Annotated in this window: 20 protein-coding genes and 1 other RNA gene; 5 read left to right on the top strand and 16 right to left on the bottom strand. The window is 66.5% G+C overall.

Annotation, left to right across the window (positions count from 1 at the left end; genetic code table 11):
• Positions 1 to 83 precede the first annotated feature (83 nt).
• Positions 84 to 449, bottom strand: a complete 366-nt coding sequence (locus V7082_RS11285; RefSeq protein ID WP_334148555.1) for a PRC-barrel domain-containing protein — start codon at positions 447 to 449, stop codon at positions 84 to 86.
• A 193-nt stretch (positions 450 to 642) separates the two neighbouring features.
• Here V7082_RS11285 and V7082_RS11280 point away from each other — a divergent pair, with 193 nt between their 5' ends.
• The gene (locus V7082_RS11280) at positions 643 to 837 is read left to right on the top strand and encodes a hypothetical protein (RefSeq protein WP_334148553.1); all 195 of its coding nucleotides are present in this window, start codon (positions 643 to 645) and stop codon (positions 835 to 837) included.
• 135 nt (positions 838 to 972) lie between these two features.
• Positions 973 to 1371: a hypothetical protein gene (locus tag V7082_RS11275; RefSeq protein WP_334148551.1), complete on the top strand. Its 399-nt coding sequence runs from the start codon at positions 973 to 975 to the stop codon at positions 1369 to 1371.
• A 126-nt stretch (positions 1372 to 1497) separates the two neighbouring features.
• On the opposite strand, the gene V7082_RS11270 is transcribed toward V7082_RS11275, so the two are convergent.
• The 4 genes from V7082_RS11270 to V7082_RS11255 all read right to left on the bottom strand — a co-directional run bounded on the left by V7082_RS11270 (position 1498) and on the right by V7082_RS11255 (position 4778).
• Positions 1498 to 1788 carry a DUF1467 family protein gene (locus tag V7082_RS11270; RefSeq protein WP_334148549.1) on the bottom strand — a complete coding sequence of 97 codons (291 nt, stop codon included), beginning with the start codon at positions 1786 to 1788 and terminating at the stop codon, positions 1498 to 1500.
• Between the two features lie 61 nt (positions 1789 to 1849).
• On the bottom strand, positions 1850 to 2254 hold the full coding sequence (mce, locus tag V7082_RS11265) for a methylmalonyl-CoA epimerase (protein ID WP_334148548.1): 405 nt from the start codon (positions 2252 to 2254) through the stop codon (positions 1850 to 1852).
• Positions 2255 to 2292: 38 nt separating this feature from the next.
• Complete coding sequence (locus tag V7082_RS11260) at positions 2293 to 4005, bottom strand: ribonuclease J (protein WP_334148546.1); 1713 nt, start codon at positions 4003 to 4005, stop codon at positions 2293 to 2295.
• Positions 4006 to 4046: 41 nt separating this feature from the next.
• Positions 4047 to 4778, bottom strand: coding sequence for a biotin--[acetyl-CoA-carboxylase] ligase (locus V7082_RS11255; RefSeq protein WP_334148544.1), 732 nt, complete (start codon positions 4776 to 4778; stop codon positions 4047 to 4049).
• 180 nt (positions 4779 to 4958) lie between these two features.
• Here V7082_RS11255 and V7082_RS11250 point away from each other — a divergent pair, with 180 nt between their 5' ends.
• A complete protein-coding gene (locus V7082_RS11250; protein WP_334148542.1) occupies positions 4959 to 5219 on the top strand; it encodes a PilZ domain-containing protein in 261 nt (86 codons plus the stop codon).
• Positions 5220 to 5377: 158 nt separating this feature from the next.
• On the opposite strand, the gene nuoN is transcribed toward V7082_RS11250, so the two are convergent.
• The 11 genes from nuoN to nuoE all read right to left on the bottom strand — a co-directional run bounded on the left by nuoN (position 5378) and on the right by nuoE (position 17562).
• Positions 5378 to 6823 (bottom strand): NADH-quinone oxidoreductase subunit NuoN, encoded by a 1446-nt coding sequence (gene nuoN / locus V7082_RS11245; RefSeq protein WP_442909781.1) that lies wholly within the window; start codon positions 6821 to 6823, stop codon positions 5378 to 5380.
• A 14-nt stretch (positions 6824 to 6837) separates the two neighbouring features.
• Positions 6838 to 8331, bottom strand: coding sequence for an NADH-quinone oxidoreductase subunit M (locus V7082_RS11240; RefSeq protein WP_334148540.1), 1494 nt, complete (start codon positions 8329 to 8331; stop codon positions 6838 to 6840).
• Positions 8328 to 10277 (bottom strand): NADH-quinone oxidoreductase subunit L, encoded by a 1950-nt coding sequence (nuoL, locus tag V7082_RS11235; RefSeq protein ID WP_334148538.1) that lies wholly within the window; start codon positions 10275 to 10277, stop codon positions 8328 to 8330. Before nuoL ends, V7082_RS11240 begins: the two co-directional genes overlap by 4 nt.
• A gap of 106 nt (positions 10278 to 10383) precedes the next feature.
• Positions 10384 to 10692, bottom strand: coding sequence for an NADH-quinone oxidoreductase subunit NuoK (gene nuoK / locus V7082_RS11230; RefSeq protein ID WP_334148536.1), 309 nt, complete (start codon positions 10690 to 10692; stop codon positions 10384 to 10386).
• 16 nt (positions 10693 to 10708) lie between these two features.
• Complete coding sequence (locus V7082_RS11225) at positions 10709 to 11356, bottom strand: NADH-quinone oxidoreductase subunit J (RefSeq protein ID WP_334148533.1); 648 nt, start codon at positions 11354 to 11356, stop codon at positions 10709 to 10711.
• Between the two features lie 181 nt (positions 11357 to 11537).
• Positions 11538 to 12026: an NADH-quinone oxidoreductase subunit NuoI gene (gene nuoI / locus V7082_RS11220; protein ID WP_334148531.1), complete on the bottom strand. Its 489-nt coding sequence runs from the start codon at positions 12024 to 12026 to the stop codon at positions 11538 to 11540.
• Positions 12027 to 12039: 13 nt separating this feature from the next.
• The gene (gene nuoH / locus V7082_RS11215) at positions 12040 to 13107 is read right to left on the bottom strand and encodes an NADH-quinone oxidoreductase subunit NuoH (RefSeq protein ID WP_442909780.1); all 1068 of its coding nucleotides are present in this window, start codon (positions 13105 to 13107) and stop codon (positions 12040 to 12042) included.
• A 15-nt stretch (positions 13108 to 13122) separates the two neighbouring features.
• Complete coding sequence (gene nuoG / locus V7082_RS11210; RefSeq protein ID WP_334148529.1) at positions 13123 to 15234, bottom strand: NADH-quinone oxidoreductase subunit NuoG; 2112 nt, start codon at positions 15232 to 15234, stop codon at positions 13123 to 13125.
• A 36-nt stretch (positions 15235 to 15270) separates the two neighbouring features.
• A complete protein-coding gene (locus V7082_RS11205) occupies positions 15271 to 15564 on the bottom strand; it encodes a hypothetical protein (protein ID WP_334148527.1) in 294 nt (97 codons plus the stop codon).
• A 3-nt stretch (positions 15565 to 15567) separates the two neighbouring features.
• On the bottom strand, positions 15568 to 16851 hold the full coding sequence (gene nuoF / locus V7082_RS11200) for an NADH-quinone oxidoreductase subunit NuoF (protein WP_334148597.1): 1284 nt from the start codon (positions 16849 to 16851) through the stop codon (positions 15568 to 15570).
• A 9-nt stretch (positions 16852 to 16860) separates the two neighbouring features.
• The gene (gene nuoE, locus V7082_RS11195) at positions 16861 to 17562 is read right to left on the bottom strand and encodes an NADH-quinone oxidoreductase subunit NuoE (RefSeq protein WP_334148525.1); all 702 of its coding nucleotides are present in this window, start codon (positions 17560 to 17562) and stop codon (positions 16861 to 16863) included.
• 515 nt (positions 17563 to 18077) lie between these two features.
• Here nuoE and ffs point away from each other — a divergent pair.
• An RNA gene (gene ffs, locus V7082_RS11190) (signal recognition particle sRNA small type) lies at positions 18078 to 18173 on the top strand.
• A gap of 173 nt (positions 18174 to 18346) precedes the next feature.
• Positions 18347 to 18857 (top strand): AAA family ATPase (locus V7082_RS11185; protein ID WP_334148523.1); only part of this gene is annotated, 511 nt, incomplete at its 3' end.

Below are 18857 nucleotides of genomic sequence, written 5' to 3'. Positions count from 1 at the left end.
GAGACGTCCGAGCTTGGCGGCACGAGCGTCACCTCCTTCGACATGGGGAGGCGCTCGCCCTTGTTCAACGGCGCCGAGAGGTCTCAGCGGCCCCAATAGGTCGGCGCGCCGTAATGGGCGTGCGTGCGGGCCTCCCAGTCGCGGTCGGTCCAGGAGTCGTCACTGAACTCGGGTGCGTTACGGAGCTGTTCCACCGTGAGTCCGGTGCGGAAGCCGGCAACGCTCTTGTCGTATTTGAGGGCGCTCCAGGGAATTGGATAGTGGCTGTGGGCAAGTCCCAGGATGCCTCCGAAGCTCATGACCGCGTAGGCCACGCGGCCGCTCTCTTTCTCGATCAGGAGATGGTCGATCTCGCCGATGACTTCCTCGGTGGCTCCGATCACGTCGGTGCCGTGCACGTCCTCGCTGGAGATCAGGCGATGGTCGGGATGGGCTGTTGCGCGGGCCATGACACTCCTCCGCTGTGGCGTTTGGTTCCTCAACCCGGGCTTTGCCCTTCTGGTTCCTGTGGAAATTGGCCCCGCCCGGGAACTGCCGCCGCTGCCGGCGATTGGAAAGGTGATCGCGAGCAAAGGGGATGCCAGGAGAAGGCGATGGGCCGGGACGGAGCCAGACGCCCCGCGGAAGACGAGATGGATCGAGATGGATAAGGAGTTTGGGGCGGAGATCGTCCGAGCGTTCGCAACGCCGCTCCGGCGCCTCTACACCTTCGATGAGCGGGACTTGCCGTTGCCGATGGCGGAAGCTCTCGAGCGCCTGAAGCGCATCGAGCGCGATCTATGCCGCTCCGGCCGGCCCCCGTCGTCGAAGCCCAATTGCGGAGGGCCGCCTCATTGACCTCCGGAAGCCTCACGACGCAACGCTGAGGAGCGGGAAGAGCCCGAAATAGGATGAGCCGGAGCAGGAACCGTGCCTGCAACGGCGCGTTTTCTGGCGGGAGGGGCCATCGCCAACGAAAGACAAGGATGGATCATGACCACCACCCCGACATCCCGCTTCGCAGCCACGTCTCGTCTCGCAATCCTCGCCCTCATGTTCGGCGCAAGTCCGACGCTCGCCCAATCGACTGGCGGCAGCCCGGCCGACCCGAACACCAGCCAGAACCAGCAGCCGGGACCGGGCGTCGCCAATCCGACAGACCCGGCCGCCGGCTCGGATCCCTCGGCCCGCGTGCCGACCTCGCCGCCGGGCACGGGCTCGGCCGCGGACGGCCCGAGCTCGGGGGCATCGGGCTTCGACGCATCGGCCGGGATCCCGGCCGATCCCAATACCAACGAGAACCAGCAGCCGGCGCCGAACAATATCAACCCGGCCGACCCCGAAGCCGGCTCCAACCCGGCCGCTCGCGTTCCGACCGCGCCGGAGGACTGACGGAGAGGATTGACGGGGAGCAAACCGCGACCCGGCCAAGCAAAAGCCCCGGTCCATGGGACCCGGGCTTGTTTGCTTCTCGTCACGCCCTGGCGTTCAGGGCGCGGCACGTTCAGGATGTGGCTCTCAGGGTGCGGGTCTGGGTGCGACGGCGAATGGGGCAGCCTGTTCCGGCGGGATGTAGAGCCCGAGCCAGTCGCGATCGAGCGCGGTCCATACGAAGGCGAAGACAATCGCCGCGACGATGGTGTTGATGATTGCAACGCGCAGGAGCCGCGGAGCGGCGGGCGCACTGGCGGGCGTCCCTTCGACGACCTCGCCCGCCTCCCCCTGCGTCTTGACGCCGAACGGCAGCACGGCGAACAGCGTCATGAACCAGATCATGAGATAGAGCGCGATAGCGAGCGCAAGGGTCATCGTGACCTCCCTGGGTGCGGCCCTTGGGTGCGGCGGGCGCGCCGGCCTCCGTGCCGGAGCCTCAGACCTGCTCCAGCTCCGTCAACGTCCCGCAGAAGTCCTTGGGATGCAGGAACAGCACCGGCTTGCCGTGGGCGCCGATCTTCGGATTTCCGTCGCCGAGCACCCGCGCCCCCTGGGCCTTGAGCGTGTCGCGTGCGGCCAGGATGTCCTCCACCTCGTAGCAGAGGTGATGGATGCCGCCGTCGGGGTTCTTTTCCAGGAACTTCGCGATCGGCGACCCCTCGCCCAGGGGCTCGAGAAACTCGATCTTGGTGTTGGGCAGCGTCACGAAGACGACCGTCACGCCATGCTCGGGTTGCGGAAGGGGGTCCGTCATGACCGCGCCAAGCGCGTTTTTGTAGACCGCGGTCGCGGCGGCAAGGTCCTTGACCGCAATGGCCACGTGATTCAGGCGTCCAATCATCTTCGTCCTCGAACTCGAGCCCCAGCGGGTCGGCGGCCTCAGCCCTTCCCTTCGATCACGGTCAGGAGCACCTTGACAATGGGCTTCTTGCCCCAGGCGCTGGCCACGGCCCCGCGGACGCTCCGGCGCACCGCTTCGCTCACCATTTCGAGGTCGCGGCGCCGGTCGCGCGGGATGCTGCGCAGCGTCCCCTCGACGGCGGTGAGCGCGATCTCCTGCATCGGCTCGCCCGCCTCGTCCTCGTAGGGGACGCCGTCGAGGACGACCTGCGGCTCTCCGGCAACCTCGCCGCGCCGCGAGAGCGCGAGCGCCACGATGACGATGCCGACGACGGCGAGCTTGCGCCGCTCGCGCACCGGGCCGTCGCCGGCGGGCACGAGGAGGTCTCCGTCGCGGAAGAGCCGGCCCACCGGGGCGTCGTCGATAATGCGGACGGGGCCGGGCGCGATCCGCACCATCTCGCCGTTGTAGGCGATCTGCACCTCGCCGACGCCGGCCTCGCGCGCGAGCTCCGCATGAGCCTTGAGGTGGCGCGGCTCGCCGTGCATCGGCACGGCAATTTTCGGGCGCACCCACGCGTAGAGCTGGCGCAATTCGTCCCGCCGGGGGTGTCCCGTCACATGCACGAGCGCCTCGCCGTCCGTCAGCACCTCGACCCCCATGCGCACGAGGCTGTTCTGGATCGCGCCGACGGCCCTTTCGTTTCCGGGGATCGTGCGCGAGGAGAAGATCGCGAGGTCGCCCTTGTCGAGCGACACGTCGGGATGCTCGTTCGCCGCGATCCGCGCCATGGCGGCGCGCGGCTCGCCCTGGCTGCCGGTGCAGAGGCAGACGACCTTCGACCGCTTGAACTCGCCGAACTGCTGCTGGTCCACGTAGCGGAAGCCCTCGGGCAGATAGCCGGTGTCGATGGCCACGTCGATGACGCGATGGAGCGCGCGCCCCGCGATCACGAGCTCGCGGCCCGCGGCCCTTGCCGCCTCCGCCACCGCCTTGATGCGGGCCACGTTGGACGCGAACGTCGTCACAGCGACGCGGTGCGGCGCCTGCTTGACGATCTCCACCAGCGTCTTGGAGACGTCGCGCTCGGAGGGCGAGCGGCCTTCGCGCATGGCGTTGGTGGAATCGCCGATCATCGCCAGAACGCCGTCGTCGCCGAGCTTGGCAAGGCGCGCCGCGTCGGGGCTGCCGCCGACGGTCGGCGTGGGATCGAGCTTCCAGTCACCCGTGTGCAGCACGACACCGTGCGGCGTGCGGATCGCGAGCGCACTGCTTTCCGGAATGGAATGGGACATCTCGAACAGCTCGATGTCGAACGGGCCGACGTCGAAACGGCCGTTGAGCGGCACCTCGTGGATCGGGATCTGAAGGCGGCCGCCGTGCTCGGCGAGCTTCGCCTTCAGCATGCCGGCCGTGAAGGCCGTCGCATAGACCGGAACGCCGAGCCGAGGCCACAGCTCGATCACCGCACCGATATGATCCTCGTGCGCGTGCGTGATGACGAGGCCGGCGAGCGCGCTCTTCTCTTCCTCGATGAAGCGCAGATCCGGGAGGATCACGTCGACGCCCGGATCGTCCTCGCCCTCGGGGAACGTGATGCCGAGGTCGACCATCAGCCATTTGCGGGCGTCCGGCGGGCCGATTCCGTAGAGGTAGGCGTTCATGCCGATCTCGCCGAGCCCGCCGAGGGCCAGAAAAACCAGCTCGTCCGGCTCGCCGGACCGGCCCTGTCGCGTCCGTTGCTCAGGCATTCGCCGTCTTGGCCCCTTTTCCTGTCGGTTGCGATCCTGCCTCAACGCGCAAGAGAGACGTCTCCGAACGTGAAACGGCGCACGTCGCCGTCGACGTCGAGCAGCAACGCACCGTCGGGGTCGAGGCCCGAGAACGTCCCGAGCACGCGCTCGGGACCCGTGTTGATGCTCAACCGTTCCCCTATAGGAAGGGCGCGGTTTAGCCAAGCCTGCCGGACCGTGGCAAACCCCCGTCCTTCGTCCCATACCGCAAGCCACGTCTCGAGGCTCGCGGCGATCGCCGCGAGGAGCACGCCGGGCTCGGGAGAGGCTCCATGGGCGGCGAGGTGGGTCGCCGGGCGGTCCGGGAGCGACGGGGAGGCGACGATGTTGAGACCGATGCCGATCACCGCCGCGAGGCGGCCGCCGATCGAGCTGCTTTCGATGAGGATGCCGCCCGCTTTCGCGTCTCCGATCAGGATGTCGTTCGGCCACTTGAGACGGAGCCCGGCCGGTGCGGGATAGGTTGCCGCGCCGAGCGCGTCGAAAACCGCAACACCCGCGACCAGAGCAAGCTGGTAGGCGAGCGGCTGCGGCAGGGCGAGGGTTACGAGCAGACTCGCATGCAGGTTTCCGGTCTCGGACGTCCAGCCGCGACCGCTGCGGCCGCGGCCCGCGGTCTGCACGTCGGCCAGGATCCAAAGCGGGCCGCGCTCGCCGGACTGGGCGCGGCGCAGGGCTTCCGCATTGGTTGAATCCACGGCCGCGAGCCGTTCGACGCGATCGAAAATCATTGTTCGGATCCGGCGGAACGACGGGTTGCGTGCACGGGATGGAGCGCAGCCTAGCAGCGGAAGGGGCGGGCAGGTAAGTGCCTGTTAAGACATCCGACCTATATATATTATATCAATTATTATGGGTATTTAGCAGGAATACGCCGGATCTCGGCAGTCTCCTGCATCAGGGACCTCCTCATGACCGGCAGCAGTGAAACCCGTACCGTGCAACGGCGGCGGACCAACAACTTCGGAATAATCAAAGCCAACGACAAGGAGCTTCCGGTGCTGCTGCGCGATGCGTCGCGGACGGGAGCGCGCGTGCGGCTCGTGACGCCCTGTGAGCTTCCTGACGAGCTCACCCTCGTGTCGGCGATGGAAAAGATCGACAGGCGGTGCGTCGTGGTCTGGCGCCGCGGGAACGACATCGGGCTGCGGTTCGAGACGCCTCTCGCATAGACCATGATCACTTCAGGCCCTATCAGCCTGAAGTGTGAATCATCGGTCTCATCAAAGAGAGAGCGTGTGATCCCAATTCAATCAAAAATAATCACGGTCTAGCGCGAGGCAAGGAGGCTTCGATCCCGGAGCCCCATTCGCTCGAAGCCGCCTCGCGCTCAGAGCTGCAGCGATCTCGCGGCCGCCGAGGCGGCGTCGACCAGTGGCGACGGGTAGACGGCATAGAACACGACGAAGAGCCCGGCCGCGATCATCACGACGCGCACGTAAGGCGCCGTCGGGGTGAAGCGGGGCTTGGCTTCGTCGAAGAACATCACCTTGACGATGCGCAGGTAGTAGAACGCGCCGACGACGCTGGCGAGCACGCCGATGATGGCAAGCCCGTAAAGCTCGGCCTTCACGGCGGCCGCGAAGACGTAGAACTTCGCGAAGAAGCCGGCGAGAGGCGGTACGCCCGCGAGAGAGAAGAACAGCATCGCCAGCGTGAAGGCCATCGGCAGGTCAGTCTGGGCAAGGCCGGCGAGCTCGTCGATCTCCTCGACCGGCCCGTTCTCGCGGCGCATCGCGAGGATGCAGGCGAACGAGCCAAGCGTCATGACGAGGTAGATCGCGAGATAGACGAGCAGGGCCTCGATCCCCGTCTCGCTGCCGGCCGCGAGCCCGACCAGCGCAAACCCCACGTGCCCGATCGACGAGTAGGCCATCAGCCGCTTGATGTTGGTCTGGCCGATGGCGGCGAAGGCGCCGAGCAGCATGGAGGCGATGGAGAGGAAGATGATGATCTTCTGCCACTGGATGATCATGCCCCCGAAGCCGTCGAACAGCACGCGCGCAAGCAGCGCCAATGCGGCGAGCTTTGGGGCGGCGGCGAAGAAGGCGGTGATGGGCGTGGGGGCGCCCTCGTAGACGTCGGGCGTCCACATATGGAACGGCACCGCCGAGATCTTGAAGGCGATGCCCACCAGCAGGAACACGAGGCCGGCGATGAGGCCGAGGTTGGTCGCGGCCCCCGGCGCCGCGGCCGCGGCCTGGAGCCCGGCGAACGATATCGTGCCCGTGAAGCCGTAGAGCAGGGACGCGCCGTAGAGCAGCATGCCCGACGAGAGCGCGCCGAGGACGAAGTACTTCATGCCCGCTTCGCTCGAGCGCACGTCGTCGCGACGCACGGCGGCCAGCACGTAGAGCGCGAGGCTCTGCAACTCGAGGCCGAGATAGAGCGCGATGAGGTCGTTGGCCGAGACCATCATCATCATGCCGACGGTCGCGAGCAGGATGAGGACGGGGATCTCGTACCGGCTGATCTTGGCGGTCCTGAAGTCGTCGAACGACATCAGGATGGCCACCGCCGAGCCCGCGAGCACGAGAAGCTTCACGAAACGGGCGAAGGCGTCGGAGACGAAGGCATCGCCGAAGGCGTGCTGGGTTCCGGTCTGCGTGAGGAGCACGGCGCCGCTCGCGATCAGGATCAGGATGGCGAGCCAGCCGCTGCCCTCTTTGCGGTTCGCTTCCTCGCCGCCGAAGGCGCCGAGCATCAGCAGCCCCATGGCGCCGGCGGCGAGCACGATCTCGGGGAGCGCGGCGATGTAGCTCAGGGCCTCGGGCATGGGCATTTCGTCCTTTACTGAGCGACCGCGGCAGCTTGGCTCGCGGCTTCGAGCGAGCTTACGAGCGCCTTCACGGAAACGGCCGTCACGTCGAGAATCGGTGCGGGATAAAAGCCGAACAGGATCGTCAGGATGACGAGCGGCGCCAGGATGGCGATCTCGCGCGGCGAGACGTCAGCCAGTGCCTTGAGCGACGGCTTCTCGAGCGGGCCGAAGGTGATGCGCCGGTAGAGATAGAGCGCGTAGGCGGCCGACAGGATGACGCCGCTCGTGGCGAAGACCGCGACCCAGGTGTTGACCTTGAAGGACGACAGCAGCGTCAGGAATTCACCGACGAAGCCGGACGTTCCGGGCAGGCCGACGTTGCCCATGGTGAACACCATGAAGATCGCCGCATAGATCGGCATACGCTCCACGATCCCGCCGTAAGCCTTGATCTCGCGCGTGTGCAGGCGGTCGTAGACGACGCCGACGCAGAGGAACAGCGCCGAGGAGATGAGCCCGTGCGACAGCATCTGGAAAATGGCCCCATCGATGCCCTGCTGCGAGAAGGTGAAGATGCCCATGGTGACGAAGCCCATGTGGGCGACCGACGAGTAGGCGATCAGCTTCTTCATGTCCTCCTGCACGAGCGCGATCAGCGAGGTCGCGACGATGGCGACGACCGAGAGCGCGAACACCAGGGGCGCGAGATCCGCGCTCGCGTCCGGGAACATCGGCAGCGAGAAGCGTAGGAAGCCGTAGCCCCCCATCTTGAGGAGAATACCGGCCAGGATGACGGAGCCGGCGGTCGGTGCCTCCACGTGCGCGTCCGGCAGCCACGTATGCACGGGCCACATTGGCATCTTGACGGCGAACGAGGCGAAGAAGGCCAGCCACAGCCAGAACTGCATGTCGGGCGGGAACCGGGTCTGCATCAGCGTCGGGATGTCGGTCGTGCCCGCATGCCAGTACATGGCCATCATGGCGAGCAGCATTAAGACCGAGCCGAGGAACGTGTAGAGGAAGAACTTGAAGCTCGCATAGACCCGGCGCGGTCCGCCCCAGACGCCGATGATGAGGAACATCGGGATGAGGCCGCCCTCGAAGAACAGGTAGAACAGCACGAGATCGAGCGCGCAGAACACGCCGATCATGAGCGTCTCGAGCACGAGGAAGGCGATCATGTACTCCTTGACGCGGTCCTTGACGGACGCCCAGGAGGCCAGGATGCAGAGCGGCATCAGGAACGTTGTCAGGATGACGAACAGCATCGAGATGCCGTCGACGCCCATCTTGTACCGGATGGGGCCGAGCCAGCTGCGCTCCTCGACGAACTGGAAGCCAGCCGTCGCGGGATCGAAATTGATCCAGATGAGAAGCGAGATCGCGAACGTGATCAGCGTCGTCCAAAGCGTCGTATAGCGGATGTTCTGCGCGGCTTCGCGCGGCAGAAGCGCGATGAACGCCGCGCCCGCGAGCGGCAGGAACGTCACCAGCGAGAGAATGGGAACGCCCGAAAGGTTCATGGCGCGCCCCCGCCGGCAAGGATGAAGTAGGTGAGAATGGCGGCTACCCCGATCAGCATGGCGAACGCGTAGTGATACACATAGCCGGTCTGGAGCCGCACCATGCGGCCCGTCCCCCACAGCACGCTCTTGGCCGTGCCGTCGATGGTGCCGTCGATCACGGCCCCGTCGACGCCCTTCCAGAGCAGCCGCCCGATGGCGAAGGCGGGGCGCACGAAGATCAGGTTATAGAGCTCGTCGAAGTACCACTTGTTGAGCAGGAACAGGTAGACGGGACGGAAGGCGCGTGCCGTCGCGGCCGGCAGGCCCGGCGCCCACACGTAATAGAGGGTGGCGAGCGCCAGCCCCGACAGCATGGCGAGCGTCGGCGCCCAGGGCACCCATCCCGGCAGCTCGTGCATGTGGTGGCGGATGTCCTTGCCCGGCGCTTCGAAGAGCGCCCCGCGCCAGAAGGCGTCGTACCCCCCTCCGAAGAAGGCGGACTGGAACACGATGCCGGCCAGAACCGCGCCGGTCGCCAGCAGGATGAGCGGGATCAGCATCACCCACGGGCTTTCGTGCGCATGATCGTAGGTGTGGTGGTCCGCCCGCGTTTCGCCGTGGAAGGTGAGGTACATGAGCCGCCACGAGTAGAACGACGTCATGAAGGCGGCGACGACGAGCACCCAGAACGCGAAGTTGCCCGGCGTATGGGCCGCGTAAGCCGCTTCCACGATCGCGTCCTTGGAGTGGAAGCCCGCGAAGCCGCCGAGATGCGGGATGCCGACGCCCGTCAGCGCCAGCGTTCCGATCAGCATCATGAGCCAGGTGATCGGCAGCTTCTTCGCGAGCCCGCCCATCTTTCGCATGTCCTGCTCGTGATGCATGCCGTGGATGACGGAGCCGGCGCCGAGGAACAGGAGCGCCTTGAAGAAGGCGTGCGTGAAGAGGTGGAAGATGCCGATGGAGTAGGCGCCGACGCCGCAGGCGACGAACATGTAGCCGAGCTGCGAGCACGTCGAATAGGCGATCACGCGCTTGATGTCGTTCTGCACCAGGCCGACGGTCGCGGCGAAGAACGCCGTGACGGCGCCGACCAGCACCACCACCTCGAGGGCCGTCGGCGCCAGCTCGAAGACCGGCGACAGGCGCGCCACCATGAACACGCCCGCGGTCACCATGGTCGCGGCGTGAATGAGCGCGGAGACCGGCGTCGGCCCTTCCATGGCGTCGGGCAGCCAGGTGTGGAGGAGGAATTGCGCCGACTTGCCCATGGCGCCCATGAACAAGAGGAGCGAGATCAGCGTCAGCACGTCGACCTCTTGGCCGAGGAATGTCAGCGTCTTGCCGACAAGGTCCGGCGCGGCGGAGAACACGGCGTCGAGATTGACCGAATCCGTGACCAGGAACAGCGCGAACAGCCCGAGCAGGAACCCGAAGTCGCCGACGCGGTTGACGACGAATGCCTTGATGGCGGCCGCGTTCGCCTCCGGCTTCTTGTACCAGAAGCCGATCAGCAGGTAGGAGGCGAGGCCCACGCCCTCCCATCCGAAGAACATCTGCAAGAGGTTGTCGCTGGTGACCAGCGCCAGCATGGCGAACGTGAAGAGCGACAGGTAGGCGAAGAAGCGCGGCCGGCTGTCGTCCTCGTGCATGTACCCGATGGAGTAGAGGTGCACGAGCGACGAGACCGTCGTCACCACGATCAGCATGACGGCCGTCAGCGTATCGACGCGCAGCGCCCAAGCCGTGTCCAGATCGCCGGAGGTGATCCAGCGCAGGAGGGGCACCTTCGCCGTCTCGCCGTCAAAGCCGACGCGCACGAACACGATCCAGGACAGAACGGCCGAGATCATGAGCAGCGACGTCGTGATGACTTCCGACGGGCGCGGCCCCAGAAGGCGTCCGAACAGCCCGGCGATGAGCGCGCCCGCGAGCGGCAGGAGAACGATCAAGGCGTAAATCATGTGCTTCCCCCAGGCAGCAGGCTAGGGGCCGCGGACGGCCATGCCGTCCCCCGCCCGAAGCGCTGGCCGCTCGTGTTGCCTGCTGCCGGCTGCCTGCTGTCCACGGTCATCCCTTCATCATGCTGATGTCCTCGACCGCGATCGAGCCGCGGTTCCGGAAGTAGACGACGATGATGGCAAGGCCGATGGCGGCTTCCGCCGCGGCGACCGTCAGCACGAACAGCGTGAACACCTGGCCGACGAGATCGGCGTGAAAGTGCGAGAAGGTGACGAAGTTGATGTTGACGGCGAGCAGCATGAGCTCGACCGACATCAGGATGATGATCACGTTCTTCCGGTTGAGGAAGATGCCGAACATGCCGAGCGTGAACAGGCACGCCGCGACCGTGAGATAGTGTCCGAGCCCGATGTCCATGGGTCTCCGTCCCTTCCTATGCGCGGCCTGCGCCAGGCTTCACCGGCGCATCGGGAATGGCGCTCCCCCCGGGGGCGACCTTCACCACCTCAACGGCTGTGGCGGGACCGCGCGCGACCTGGTCGGCGGCCGACTGGCGCTTGACGCCGGGCTTGTGGCGCAGCGTCAGCACGATGGCGCCGATCATGGCGACGAGCAGCACCAGGCCCGCGCCCTGAAAGTAGTAGAAGTACTGCGTATAGAGGATCTGCCCGAGCGCTTCCGTGTTGGTGAGCCCCTGGGGTATGGGCGCCTGGGCGGTCCCCGGCGCGATGGGGGCGACGCCGCGCGCCAGGAAGAGCAGCACGAGCTCCGCCAGCACGACGCCGCCGACCAGGAAGCCCACCGGCGCGTTCCTGATGAAGCCCGCGCGCAGCTCCGCGAAGTCGACGTCGAGCATCATGACCACGAACAGGAACAGCACGGCGACCGCTCCCACGTAGACGATGATGAGCACCATGGCGAGAAACTCGGCACCGAGCAGGATGAAGAGGCCAGCCGCGTTGAAGAAGGTGAGGATGAGGAACAGCACGGCGTGCACGGGGTTCTTGGCGACGATCACCATCGCCCCGGCGACGAGCGCCAGGGTTGCGAACAGATAGAAGAAGATTGCCGTCAGTGCCATTGGATGCTGCCCCGCACTTCCACTTCCCCTCCCCCCTTGTGGGGGAGGCTGGGAGGGGGAGATTGCAGGCCATCAGCCGTTGGGATTCCCCCCACCCCTAAACCCTCCCCACGTCCATGCGAAGCATGGCTCTGCCATGACGTGGGAGGGGAACACGTCGTCGTTTGCTCCCGCATCGCCATCACCGGTACGGCGCGTCGAGCGCGATGTTCTGCGCGATCTCGCGCTCCCACCGGTCGCCGTTCGCGAGCAGCCGTTCCTTGTTGTAGTAGAGTTCCTCGCGCGTCTCGGTCGCAAACTCGAAATTCGGCCCCTCGACGATGGCGTCGACCGGGCACGCCTCCTGACAGAGGCCGCAATAGATGCACTTCACCATATCGATGTCGTAGCGCGTCGTGCGCCGCGTGCCGTCGTTGCGGCGCGGCCCCGCCTCGATGGTGATCGCCTGCGCCGGGCAGATGGCCTCGCAGAGCTTACAGGCGATGCAGCGCTCTTCGCCGTTCGGATAGCGCCGGAGCGCGTGCTCGCCGCGGAAGCGGGGCGACAGCGGTCCCTTCTCGAACGGATAGTTGAGCGTCTTCTTCGGCCCGAAGAAGTAGCGCATGCACAGGACGAACGCGGTGACGAACTCCGCGAGGAACAGCGATTTGATGCCTTGGGCTGCGCGCATGGGTCGAGCCCTCCTAAACCGGTTTCAGGAGCTGCAGCACGCCGGCGACGGCCACCACCATCGCCAGCGACAGCGGCAGGAACACTTTCCAGCCGAGCCGCATCAGCTGGTCGTAGCGATAGCGCGGCACCATCGCCTTGACCATCGCGAACATGAAGAACATGAACACGACCTTGGCCGCGAACCAGAGGATCCCGGGAACGGCGTTCAGGGGCCAGATGTCGAGCGGCGGCAGCCATCCGCCGAGGAACAGAAGGGTTGCCAGCGCGCACATGGTGACGATGGCGACGTACTCGCCGAGCATGAACAGGAGGTAGGGCGTCGAGGAGTATTCGACCATGAAGCCGGCAACGAGCTCGCTCTCCGCCTCGACGAGGTCGAACGGCGGACGGTTGGTCTCGGCGAGCGTCGAGACGAAGAACACGACGAACATCGGCAGCAGCGGCAGCCAGTGCCAGTCGAGCGCCGAGGCGGGCATCCCGAGCCAGGTGCCGACACCCGTGGTCTGCGCCATGACGATGGTGGCGAGGTTGAGCGAGCCGACCATCAGCAGCACCGTGATCACGACGAAGCCGAGTGACACTTCGTACGAGATCATCTGCGCCGCCGAGCGGAGCGCGCCCATGAACGGATACTTCGAGTTCGAGGCCCAGCCGCCCATGATGACGCCGTAGACGCCGAGGGAGGAGATCGCGAGCAGATAGAGCACGCCGACGTTGAGGTCCGAGATCACCCACAGTCCCCAGGAATCCTTGCTCATGGGGATCACGGCCCAGGCCGCGAGCGCGCAGAGGGCCATGACCATCGGCGCCAGCAGGAAGATGCCTTTGTCCGCGCCGGCGGGAATGACCGGCTCCTTGAACACGAACTTCATGAGATCCGCGAACGACTGCAGGAGCCCGAACGGTCCGACGACGTTCGGGCCGCGGCGGAGCTGCACGGCGGCCCACACCTTGCGGTCCATGAGCAGCAGGAAGGCGATGCACAAGAGCAGGCCGACGAGCACCAGAAGCGACAGCCCGACCGTGATGGCGAGCCAAAGCCCGTACTCCCAGAGCATGGTGATCGTCTCGCTCGACATTGCCGTGGCCCGCTCCTATTCGGCCGCAGAGAGGCTCGCCCGTCCGGCGGCCTTCGTGAGCGCGCTCATCTCGGCCATGACGGCGGAGGCGCGCGCGATCGGATTGGTGAGATAGAAATCACGAACCGCCGGATGGAACGGCTCGTCCCTGAGGGTGCCCTTGCCCGAGGCGAGCACGGAAATCACGTCGGCGGGAGCCGGGCTCACGCGGTCGAGCGCCGCGAGGCCGGGCGCATGGCCGTACATCCCGGCCCTGAGCACGTTGATCGTGTCGTAGGGCAGCGTGTGTCCGACGAGCGGCGACAGCGCGCGTACGATCGTCCAGTCCTCGCGCGCCTCGCCCGGCGGGAAGGCGGCCCGTGCCGTCATCTGCGCACGGCCCTCGGTGTTGACATAGGTCGCGCTCTTCTCGGCGTAGGCGGCCCCCGGGAAGATCACGTCGGCCCGGTGCGCGCCGGCGTCTCCATGGCTGCCCTGGTAGACGACGAACGTCTGCCCGAGCCGGCTCATGTCGATGTCGTCCGCACCGAGCAGGTAGAGCACGTCGAGCTCTCCCGATCCGGCGGCGGCGACGAAGCCTGCGACATCCGTGCTCGCCGGCGCCTCCGGCACGAAGCCGAGATCGAGCCCCGCGACGCGGGACGCCGCCGTGTGGAGCACGTTGAATGCGTTCCAGCCTTGGGTCTTGCCGGCCATGGCCGCCGTCGCGATCCGCGCTGCTGCGGCGAGCACCGCCTGCCCGTCGGCACGCGCGACCGCGGCTGAGCCGACGATGACCATCGGCGCTTTGGCGTCCTTGAGTGTCGCCGCGAACGGATGCTTGCCGTCGGCAAGGTCGGAGAGCGTTTTTCCGCCGGCGCCGAGGTGGTCGTAGGGATACGTGAGGTCCGCCTCGGTGCCGATGAGGCCGACCTTGAGCCCGCCCCGGCGCCACCGCTTGCGGATGCGCGCGTTGAGCACGGCCGCCTCGAGGCGCGGATTGGTGCCGATCAGCAGGATGACGTCGGCCTGCTCGATGCCCTGGATGGTCGAATTGAAGACGTAGCTCGCGCGGCCGAGCGCGGGGTCGAGCTTGGCGCCGTCCTCGCGGCAGTCGACGTTGGTCGAGCCGAGGCGGTGGAAGAGGTCCTTGAGCGCGAACATCTCCTCGGCGCCCGCGAGCGGCCCGGCGACGGCCGCCATGCGCGCCCCCGGCGTGGCCTTGAGCTTCGCCGCGACGGCGGCGAGGGCCTCCTCCCAGGTCGCGGGTTCGAGCCGGCCGTCCTTGCGGATGTACGGCCGGTCGAGCCGCTGCGTCCGGAGCCCGTCGGCGACGTGGCGCGTCTTGTCGGAGATCCACTCCTCGTTCACGGCGTCGTTGTTGCGCGGCAGGATGCGCATCACCTCGCGCCCGCGCGTGTCGATGCGGATGGCGGAGCCCACCGCGTCCATCACGTCGATGCTCTCGGTCTTGCGCAACTCCCACGGCCGCGCGTTGTGCGCCCAGGGCCGGTGCGTCAGCGCGCCGACCGGACAGAGGTCGTTCACGTTGGCGCTCATCTCGGAGAGGATGCCGCGCTCGAGATAGGTCGTGATCTCCATGTCCTCGCCGCGGCCGATGGCGCCGAGCTCCTCGACGCCCGCGACCTCGGTCATGAAGCGCACGCAGCGGGTGCAGTGGATGCACCGGGTCATCACCGTCTTGATCAGCGGCCCGATGTACTTCTCCTCGACGGCGCGCTTGTTCTCCACGAAGCGCGAGCCGCCCGAGCCGTAGCCGATGGCCTGGTCCTGCAGATCGCACTCGCCGCCCTGGTCGCAGATCGGGCAGTCGAGCGGATGGTTGATGAGCAGGAACTCCATCACGCCCTCGCGCGCCTTCTTTACGAGCGCGCTCTTGGTGTTGATGATCTTGGGCGAGTTGTCCTTGTTCGGCGGCAGGTCGTTGACGCCCATGGCGCACGACGCGATCGGCTTCGGGCTGCCCTGCACCTCGACCAGGCACATGCGGCAGTTGCCGGCGATCGAGAGCCGCTCATGGTAGCAGAAGCGCGGGATCTCGGCGCCCGCCTGCTCGCACGCCTGCAGCACGGTGATGCCGTCCTCGACCGTGATCGGCTTGCCGTCGATGATGAGGTCTTTCGGCATCGACTCAATTCATCCCATTGCCACTTTGAGCCACCGTCATGAAACAGCGGCACCGTTCAACACTGCAATCCAAGCCCACGCAATGGCGGCTGTCGGAACCAAAAACCAGATCCACCCCACAACGCGGAGCGCCTTTTGACCCCGAAATGTGTTTGGCGGAAGCACCTGCGGTATCAGACCGAAAAGCCCGATCCCGAAAACGCCCACAATGACGTTGACCGCGCTGGGTCCGCGCAAAAATTGGATGGCGAGAATAGAGAAAACCACCGCAAGACAAATGGCCGCGATGATGCGGAGCCGTCGATGCGAATTTCCATTCTGATCGAGCATGTCTCACTCTGCCGCCTCCTTGTGCGCTGCCTTGTAGGCGTCGATGCGCGCTTCGATCTCGGGACGGAAATGGCGGATCAAACCCTGCACCGGCCACGCCGCAGCGTCGCCGAGCGCGCAGATCGTGTGCCCCTCGATCTGTTTCGAGACGTCGAACAGCTTGTCGATCTCGCTCTTCTCCGCTTCCCCGCGCGCCATGCGCTCGAGCACGCGCCACATCCAGCCGGTGCCTTCCCGGCAGGGCGTGCACTGACCGCAGCTTTCGTGCTTGTAGAAATAGGCGATGCGCGCGATGGCGCGCACCACGTCGGCTGACTTGTCGAGCACGATAATGGCCGCTGTGCCGAGCCCCGACTTGAGCTTGGTCAAGCTGTCGAAGTCCATCGTCAGCGTTTCGCAGAGATCGGCCGGGATCAGCGGCATCGACGAGCCGCCGGGAATGATGGCGAGCAGGTTGTGCCACCCGCCGCGCACGCCGCCGCAGTGCTCGTCGATGAGCTGGCGGACGGGAATGCCCATCTCCTCCTCGACCACGCACGGACGGTTCACGTGGCCCGAGATCTGGAACAGCTTGGTGCCGGTGTTGTTCGGGAGCCCGAGCGCCGCAAACCAGTCCCCGCCGCGCCTCAGGATATCCGGCACGACGGCGATGCTCTCGACGTTGTTGATCGTGGTCGGCGCGCCGTAGAGGCCGACGTTGGCCGGGAACGGCGGCTTGAGGCGCGGCTGGCCCTTCCGGCCCTCGAGACTTTCGAGCAGCGCCGTTTCCTCGCCGCAGATGTAGGCGCCCGCGCCATGGGAGACGTAGAGGTCGAAGTCCCAGCCGTGGATGTTGTTCTTGCCGATCAGGCGGGCCGCGTAGGCTTCGTCGATCGCCCGCTGCAACCGCTCGCGCTCGCGGATGAACTCGCCGCGGATATAGATGTAGCTCGTGTGCGCGCGCATGGCGAAGCCGGCGAGCAGCGCCCCCTCGATCAGGAGATGCGGATCGTTGCGCATGATCTCCCGGTCCTTGCAGGAGCCGGGTTCGCTCTCATCGGCGTTGATGACGAGATAGGACGGCCGCGCGTCGGCCTTGGGCATGAAGCTCCACTTGAGGCCGGTCGGGAATCCCGCGCCCCCGCGCCCGCGCAGGCCCGAGGTCTTCACCTCGGAAATGATCCAGTCGTGCCCCTTGTCGATGAAGAACTTGGTTCCGTCCCAGGACCCGCGCGCCATCGCACCCTTGAGCCCCGAATCATGGAGCCCGTAGATGTTCGTGAAGATGCGGTCCGTATCCTCGAGCAGCATTGGGGCTCACCCTTTGGGTTTCTCGGCCGGAGGAGCGGCCGCGCCGCCGTCGGCGAGTTCCGGGAAGCGCGCGCGCCAGGCCCCGAGCCGCGATCCGTCGTGGAGGGCCGGATCGGTGAGCGTGGTCAGCGCGCCCTCGGGCGACGAGGTCGTGCGGCCGATCTGCGAGCCGGCCTTCGGCGTGGCTCCCCGTTCGATGGCCGCGAGGATCTTTTCCAGCGCTTCCGGCGTCAGGTCCTCGTAGGTATCCTTGAAGATCTGCACCACGGGCGCGTTCGCGCAGCAACCGAGGCACTCGACCTCCTCCCACGAGAGCTGGCCGTCCTCCGAAAGCTCGTGCGGATGCTCCGCGATGTGCCGCTTGCAGACGTCGATCAGGGCTTCGGCGCCGCGCAGCATGCAGGGTGTCGTTCCACACACCTGCACATGGGCTTTCGCGCCCACCGGCGAGAGCTGGAACATCGTATAGAACGTCGCCACCTCATAGGCCCTGATATGGGCGACGCCGAGCATGTCTGCCACATGCCGGAGCGCGGGCTCCGACAGCCAGCCGCCGGCCTGCTCCTGCGCACGCCAGAGCAGTGGAATGAGCGCCGACGCCTGCTTTCCCTCCGGGAACTTGGCGATGGTCTCTTTTGCCCACGCGAGGTTTTCAGGCGTGAAAGCGAAGTCGCGGGGCTGGTCGGGACTGAGACGGCGGACGGCCATGCTGGCTCCCCAAGGCGGATCACCCGCGGGGGCGAGGAAGCAGCGCGAACACAATCCGGGCTCGTCTACCCTGATCGTGCGCGACCCTCCCCTGCGCTGATGCGCACCCCGCCAAAGTGTGTTCCACTACGTCCATTGCATCGTGAAAGCAAGACGGTACGGTGCCACGCGTTAGCCTGAATGCACGGACTTTCGTCGCACGGCGGCGTGTGCCGGCGAGGCGACGCAATGCCGATTCCAGGCGTCAGAGTTTATTGGTTCCAAATCGGACCGCGAATGCGCTTGCGGCCCGCATCGCGCGAGCGGACGGCGCAACGATCCCGCGATCGGCAGCACCGCGGCGATGATCCATCCGCCTCTCTCCCGCTGGCACCGCGCGGTGAATGGGAGCGGAGTGCGACAATGATGGCCACCACCGGCCCGCTGGCGTCTTGGGCCGGCGGTGTCTTTGGCCATTGTGGGTCGCCCCCGTCGGGAGGCTTGCCTCCTCCTCGCCGAGACGCCATAGTCCGCCCGGAGGCTGGCGGCGGACGAGACCATCGCCAACCGGGTCAGGTCCGGAAGGAAGCAGCCCTAACGACAGGTGCACGGGTCGTTCGTCAGCCTCTTTATATCGCTCGCGGGCGCTGGTTGGGATCGCTGACGCGATTCGGTGCCCGCCCAAGCGGAGCTTGGCTCCGCCAAAGGCGCGGGCGCGGCTCGCCATGGGCTACTTTGTGGCCCGGGCTCCTCGGGCGCCTTTTTGGCCTAGGCCCGTCGGGTTGAGTGGGGCGTGAGCGGACGGATGGCCAGAAAAACATCTGATATCAAAGACGTAGCCCCAGGCGGCGGCGGTTCCGGCGGCGGCGAGCCCCATGCGCCGGCAAAACCTTACGTCGTTCTGGCGCGCAAATACCGCCCACAGACCTTCGACGACCTGATCGGCCAGGAGACGATGGTGCGGACGCTGCGCAATGCGTTCGCATCGGGACGCATCGCCCACGGCTTCATGCTGACGGGTGTCCGCGGCGTCGGCAAGACGACCACGGCCCGCATCCTCGCCCGCGCGCTCAACTACGAGACCGACGCCGTCCACGAGCCCACCATCGACATGCCCGCGCTCGGCCGGCACTGCGCGGAGATCATGGAGAGCCGCCATCCGGACGTGATCGAGATGGACGCCGCCTCGAACACCGGCGTCGACAACATCCGCGAGATCATCGAGGCCGCCCGCTATCGCCCGCTCACGGCCCGCACCAAGGTGTTCATCATCGACGAGGTGCACATGCTGTCGAAGGGCGCGTTCAACGCGCTCC

Origin of the sequence: Hyphomicrobium sp., from assembly GCF_036833075.1 — a bacterium.
Taxonomy (GTDB): Bacteria; Pseudomonadota; Alphaproteobacteria; order Rhizobiales; family Hyphomicrobiaceae; genus Hyphomicrobium_C.
Note: the sequence above shows the minus strand (reverse complement) of the source record. Positions and strands in the feature narration are given on the sequence as shown.

What these genes read in the sequence shown, in the direction of transcription:
- V7082_RS11285 (WP_334148555.1), bottom strand. Translation starts at nt 449, where the DNA reads ATGGCCCGCGCAACAGCCCATCCCGACCATCGCCTGATCTCCAGCGAG.
- V7082_RS11280 (WP_334148553.1), top strand. Translation starts at nt 643, where the DNA reads ATGGATAAGGAGTTTGGGGCGGAGATCGTCCGAGCGTTCGCAACGCCG.
- V7082_RS11275 (WP_334148551.1), top strand. Translation starts at nt 973, where the DNA reads ATGACCACCACCCCGACATCCCGCTTCGCAGCCACGTCTCGTCTCGCA.
- V7082_RS11270 (WP_334148549.1), bottom strand. Translation starts at nt 1,788, where the DNA reads ATGACCCTTGCGCTCGCTATCGCGCTCTATCTCATGATCTGGTTCATG.
- mce (WP_334148548.1), bottom strand. Translation starts at nt 2,254, where the DNA reads ATGATTGGACGCCTGAATCACGTGGCCATTGCGGTCAAGGACCTTGCC.
- V7082_RS11260 (WP_334148546.1), bottom strand. Translation starts at nt 4,005, where the DNA reads ATGCCTGAGCAACGGACGCGACAGGGCCGGTCCGGCGAGCCGGACGAG.
- V7082_RS11255 (WP_334148544.1), bottom strand. Translation starts at nt 4,778, where the DNA reads ATGATTTTCGATCGCGTCGAACGGCTCGCGGCCGTGGATTCAACCAAT.
- V7082_RS11250 (WP_334148542.1), top strand. Translation starts at nt 4,959, where the DNA reads ATGACCGGCAGCAGTGAAACCCGTACCGTGCAACGGCGGCGGACCAAC.
- nuoN (WP_442909781.1), bottom strand. Translation starts at nt 6,823, where the DNA reads ATGCCCGAGGCCCTGAGCTACATCGCCGCGCTCCCCGAGATCGTGCTC.
- V7082_RS11240 (WP_334148540.1), bottom strand. Translation starts at nt 8,331, where the DNA reads ATGAACCTTTCGGGCGTTCCCATTCTCTCGCTGGTGACGTTCCTGCCG.
- nuoL (WP_334148538.1), bottom strand. Translation starts at nt 10,277, where the DNA reads ATGATTTACGCCTTGATCGTTCTCCTGCCGCTCGCGGGCGCGCTCATC.
- nuoK (WP_334148536.1), bottom strand. Translation starts at nt 10,692, where the DNA reads ATGGACATCGGGCTCGGACACTATCTCACGGTCGCGGCGTGCCTGTTC.
- V7082_RS11225 (WP_334148533.1), bottom strand. Translation starts at nt 11,356, where the DNA reads ATGGCACTGACGGCAATCTTCTTCTATCTGTTCGCAACCCTGGCGCTC.
- nuoI (WP_334148531.1), bottom strand. Translation starts at nt 12,026, where the DNA reads ATGCGCGCAGCCCAAGGCATCAAATCGCTGTTCCTCGCGGAGTTCGTC.
- nuoH (WP_442909780.1), bottom strand. Translation starts at nt 13,107, where the DNA reads ATGTCGAGCGAGACGATCACCATGCTCTGGGAGTACGGGCTTTGGCTC.
- nuoG (WP_334148529.1), bottom strand. Translation starts at nt 15,234, where the DNA reads ATGCCGAAAGACCTCATCATCGACGGCAAGCCGATCACGGTCGAGGAC.
- V7082_RS11205 (WP_334148527.1), bottom strand. Translation starts at nt 15,564, where the DNA reads ATGCTCGATCAGAATGGAAATTCGCATCGACGGCTCCGCATCATCGCG.
- nuoE (WP_334148525.1), bottom strand. Translation starts at nt 17,562, where the DNA reads ATGGCCGTCCGCCGTCTCAGTCCCGACCAGCCCCGCGACTTCGCTTTC.